At 47.4% G+C, this 4,321-nt stretch carries 4 protein-coding genes; 1 reads left to right on the top strand and 3 read right to left on the bottom strand.

What is annotated here, in order from left to right:
* Window positions 1-221: 221 nt before the first annotated feature.
* Genes HMPREF0240_RS09875 through HMPREF0240_RS09865 form a run of 3 tightly spaced genes read right to left on the bottom strand, consistent with a single transcriptional unit; the run spans window position 222 to window position 2,799 of the window.
* Complete coding sequence (locus tag HMPREF0240_RS09875) at window positions 222-1,145, bottom strand: SufD family Fe-S cluster assembly protein (RefSeq protein ID WP_035312890.1); 924 nt, start codon at window positions 1,143-1,145, stop codon at window positions 222-224.
* Window positions 1,135-1,881, bottom strand: a complete 747-nt coding sequence (locus HMPREF0240_RS09870; protein WP_009003299.1) for an ATP-binding cassette domain-containing protein — start codon at window positions 1,879-1,881, stop codon at window positions 1,135-1,137. Before HMPREF0240_RS09870 ends, HMPREF0240_RS09875 begins: the two co-directional genes overlap by 11 nt.
* A gap of 36 nt (window positions 1,882-1,917) precedes the next feature.
* The gene (locus HMPREF0240_RS09865) at window positions 1,918-2,799 is read right to left on the bottom strand and encodes a LysR family transcriptional regulator (protein WP_035312888.1); all 882 of its coding nucleotides are present in this window, start codon (window positions 2,797-2,799) and stop codon (window positions 1,918-1,920) included.
* A gap of 243 nt (window positions 2,800-3,042) precedes the next feature.
* On the opposite strand from HMPREF0240_RS09865, the gene HMPREF0240_RS09860 reads away from it, so the two are divergent.
* Window positions 3,043-4,050, top strand: coding sequence for a YeiH family protein (locus tag HMPREF0240_RS09860; RefSeq protein ID WP_009003297.1), 1,008 nt, complete (start codon window positions 3,043-3,045; stop codon window positions 4,048-4,050).
* The last annotated feature ends 271 nt before the right edge of the window (window positions 4,051-4,321 follow it).

Genomic DNA, 4,321 nt, shown 5'->3' with positions numbered 1-4,321 from the left:
AGCTTCCGAAGCTGCTTTTTAGAACACCTGAGCAGCTTAATCACCAGATTAAGCGGTGAATGTGTTCGGTTCACGCTGATTTTGCGGATTTCCTCTTACTGCTGCTTGGCGCAGCGGCTGTATTACCAACAGGACAGGTGTTTTTCACAGTCCGTCCCGGCTCACGGTAAGCGCCCCCTCCATCCGCTCCCGAGTCTAAAGCTCGTGAGCTAAATCCCGATTTAATTGAGGAAGTTCTCGATGATTACTGATTCTGCCTCTTCCTCCGACATCCCAAATGTCCTGAGCTTAATCAGCTGTTCATCATTAATTCTCCCAATTGCGGCTTCATGTACGATCTGTGCGTCCACATGTTTTGCGTTGATCTCCGGGATTGAACTGATCTCGGCCTGGTCCATGATGATGGAGTCGCACTGTACATGTGCATGGCACAGGTTATTCCCAATCGCCCTTGGATGGAATATCTGTCTTGAGGTTCCTTTTGCAACGGAACGTGAGATGATTCTGGCTGAACTGTTCTCCCCGCTCAGCTGGACATCCATGTTAGATATGGCGGTCTGTTCTGCATGGGTCATCAGCTTTTCTGTAACGAACAGCTTCGCCCCTTCGGACAGTTCTACAAATGTCTCCCGCTCTGTGGAATCAACGCCCTTTATCTGGGTGGTCTCCAGCGTAAACACCGAGTTCTCCCCCACGTAAATCTTAGTCACCGGATTCAGTACTTTACCGCCGGTTCCTTCGCCCTCTGCATAATGATTCTCCACATACTTGACATTCGCGTCTTTTCCGACATGGAAAGCGTGGATGCCGTCATGACGGCTCTCGCTGCAGCCATCATTGTGGATTCCGCAGCCGGCTACGATTATGACGTCTGCTCCGTCTTCTATATAAAAATCATTGTATACAACATCCTTCATACCAGACTCTGACATCACGACTGGGATATGAACCTGCTCCTGCTGTGCCTCACCGCTGATATAAATATTAATGCCTGGTTTATCCTCTTTTTTTTCAATCCGGATATGACGGCTGTCCCCGTGGCATACTGCCATACCGTTCAAACGCAGATTGTAGGCGCCTTCCTGCTTAAAACCCAGAGAATCTATTACTTTAAGTACATTTTCCGCCACTTCGTTAAGCTTCACAGATGTCACCTCCCCTTTCCTGCATGCACGCACAGGAATCCATGTCCTGTCCGAGCAGCTGCGGCATAATCTCCGCTGTCGGCCCGATAGAGTCCAGTTTACCATCGGATAATACCATAATCCTGTCCGCCATCTGGATAATTCTTTCCTGATGGGATATGAGGATCAGACTCTCTTTCTTTTCTTTATGGATCTTCTCGAAGCGTTTGATCAGCATTGAAAAGCTCCACAGATCAATTCCCGCCTCCGGCTCATCAAAAATACAGATATCATGCTTCTTTGCCAGTACAGTGGCAATCTCGATCCGCTTCATCTCTCCGCCGGATAAGGTGGAATCAGCTTCTCTGTCTATATACTCCAGGGCACACAGACCAACGCTGCTTAATAGTCCGCAGCACTTCTCCTCGGTCAGTTCCTCGCCTGCCGCCAGTGACAGCAGCCTCCTCACCGTCATCCCTTTAAAACGGGGAGGCTGCTGGAATGCAAAACCCATCCCGGCCTGTGCCCTTTCATTGATTGATAAATCTGTGATATTCTTTCCGTTCAGGATAATCCTGCCCGCCGTCTCTTTGTTGATTCCCATCAGAAGCTTTGCCAGTGTAGACTTCCCGCCTCCGTTAGGTCCGGTGATGACCAGCATCTCGCCGTCCTCTACTGAAAAGCTGATATCGGAAAGTATCTCCGACTGCTTTCCTTCCTCAGATACATCATATGATAAATGCTCTACCTGTAACATCTCTGTCACTTCCTTTTCTTATGCTAGCCGCACTCTTTATTCTTCGGAAAACTGGCGGAATAATCTCCTGTAAGTCTCTGCATAGATACTCCCCCGCCTCCATATGAAGGTGAAATCATGAGTAATCCCGAAATTCTTCAGAGAAATCACCTTGAGTTCTCTTTTTTCCAGTTCTTCCCTAACTGCGACCTCATATAAAAATGTAATACCACAGCCCGCTTTTGTCAACTCCTTAATCGTATGTAAACTGCCTATTTCCGCTGTTCTGGCAAAATCTGAGATTCCGTAATTCTGGGAATCCAGATACCGCTCCAGCACCTCTCTGGTTCCAGAACCCGGTTCTCTGAGCAGAAGACGTTCTCCGAACAAGTCTTCCAGTGTCTCCGGCTTCTTGCTGAACGGATAAAATGGACTGCACACTCCCACATATCTCTCTGTAGAGTAGTGCAGATAATCATACTCGTTCTTTTTAAAAAAACCTTCCACCAGAGCAAAATCTATCTCTCCATTATCCAGCCTTGCAAGCAGCTCCTGCGTATTCGCCACTTCCATATGTAACTGTACATCCGGATACTTTACCAGATACCGTTCCAGAATCTGCGCCATAACCACCTCGCCTACGGTCATGGTCGCCCCAAAACGTATGTCCTGAAAACCATCCGAAAGATGCGTCATCTGCTTCTGCAATGACAGCTCATCGTGCATCATAGTCAGAGAAGCATTGCGGAGCATCTCTCCCGCTTCTGTCAGCTTCAGCTTCTTCCCTTCATACTGGAAGAGCTTCGTCCTGTAGTTCTTCTCCAGATACCGTACATGCTGAGATACTGCAGGCTGTGTTATATTCAGTTCTTCAGCTGCTCTTGTAAAATTCATACATTGACATACCGTCAGGAATGTCTCCATCCGAAAATCCAGCATATTCATCCCTCGTTAAATGAATGCAGGCGGAGCTTTCTTCGCGCAAAAGCTCCGCCCTATATATTTTAATTACTCCCTTTAATAACTATAACATATTATTATTATAAAATAAAGATATATAATTTTATTTTATAGTTTTTTTATGATATTATAACCGTGACAGACAAAATATGGAAAATATCCTGCTTTTGCTGCCAAATTAATTATCTAAATCTAAAGGAATAAGAATGGAGGATTTGTAAAATGAACTTTATAAAACAAAAAGGACCCGGTATATTATTTTGTCTGATCATCGCCCTTCCATCATGGTTTCTGGGCCGGGCACTTCCGGTCATCGGAGGTCCGGTATTCGCAATACTGATCGGAATGGTTTTAACCTTAATCATCAAACGGAAAGACACCACACAGCCCGGCATTACCTATACATCTAAGAAAATTCTGCAGGCAGCAGTTGTATTTCTTGGTTTTGGAATGAACCTGACGGAAATCCTTGCAAAAGGACGCCAGTCTCTTCCAATTATTCTTTCCACAATCAGCACTTCCCTGATCATTGCTTTTATCCTGTATAAAGTGCTGAAGCTCCACCCAAACAACGCCGTGCTGGTCGGAGTCGGCTCCTCCATCTGCGGAGGTTCTGCGATCGCAGCTACAGCACCCGTCATTGATGCCAATGACGAGGAAGTTGCCCAGTCCATCTCTGTCATCTTCCTCTTCAACGTCATCGCCGCCTTAATCTTCCCAGCACTGGGAAGCATGCTCCATCTGAGCAATGAGGGGTTCGGCCTGTTTGCAGGAACAGCCATCAATGATACCTCCTCTGTAACAGCCGCAGCAGCCGCATGGGATGGAATTCACGCCAGCAACACCCTGGAGGCCGCTGCCATAGTCAAGATGACAAGAACACTGGCGATCATCCCGATCACTCTGTTCCTGGCCCTTTACAAAGGCAGAAAAGAAAAAAAGACCGAAGGCTCCACCTTCAGTCTGAAAAAAACCTTCCCCTATTTCGTGCTGTTCTTTGTCCTGGCGTCAGTCATCACCACCGTATTCCAGCTGACCCCGGCCGTCACAGCCCCCTTAAAAGAGCTGAGTAAATTCCTCATTATTATGGCAATGGCAGCAATCGGCCTGAACACCAACATCGTCGACCTTGTAAAAACAGGCGGTAAACCAATCTTCACCGGATTCTGCTGCTGGGTTGGAATTGCACTCGTCAGCCTCGGAATGCAGCACTTCATGGGAGTCTGGTAAGCGGGAATGAACGAATGAGCTTTAGTCTCATGAGTGGATGGGGGGACGCGAATGACAAGGCGAGTCCGGTGCCTGACGGGGCAATGTCTGCTGGTGAAATGTCCTGACACTGCGCGAAGAAGCTGTAGAAGAAAGCGGAAGTAAAATGAAGGTACATGCCGCATTTGGCCCGAATGCCGATGCATTCGCGCCGCAGGCGGCATCAAAATTTGCCTGGTAAGGCAAATTTTGCCCTTCATTTTACTTCCGCTTTCTTCAACAGCTTCTAACG

The sequence above is a fragment of the Clostridium sp. D5 genome (assembly GCF_000190355.1).
GTDB lineage: Bacteria > Bacillota > Clostridia > Lachnospirales > Lachnospiraceae > Faecalicatena > Faecalicatena fissicatena_A.
Note: the sequence above shows the minus strand (reverse complement) of the source record. Positions and strands in the feature narration are given on the sequence as shown.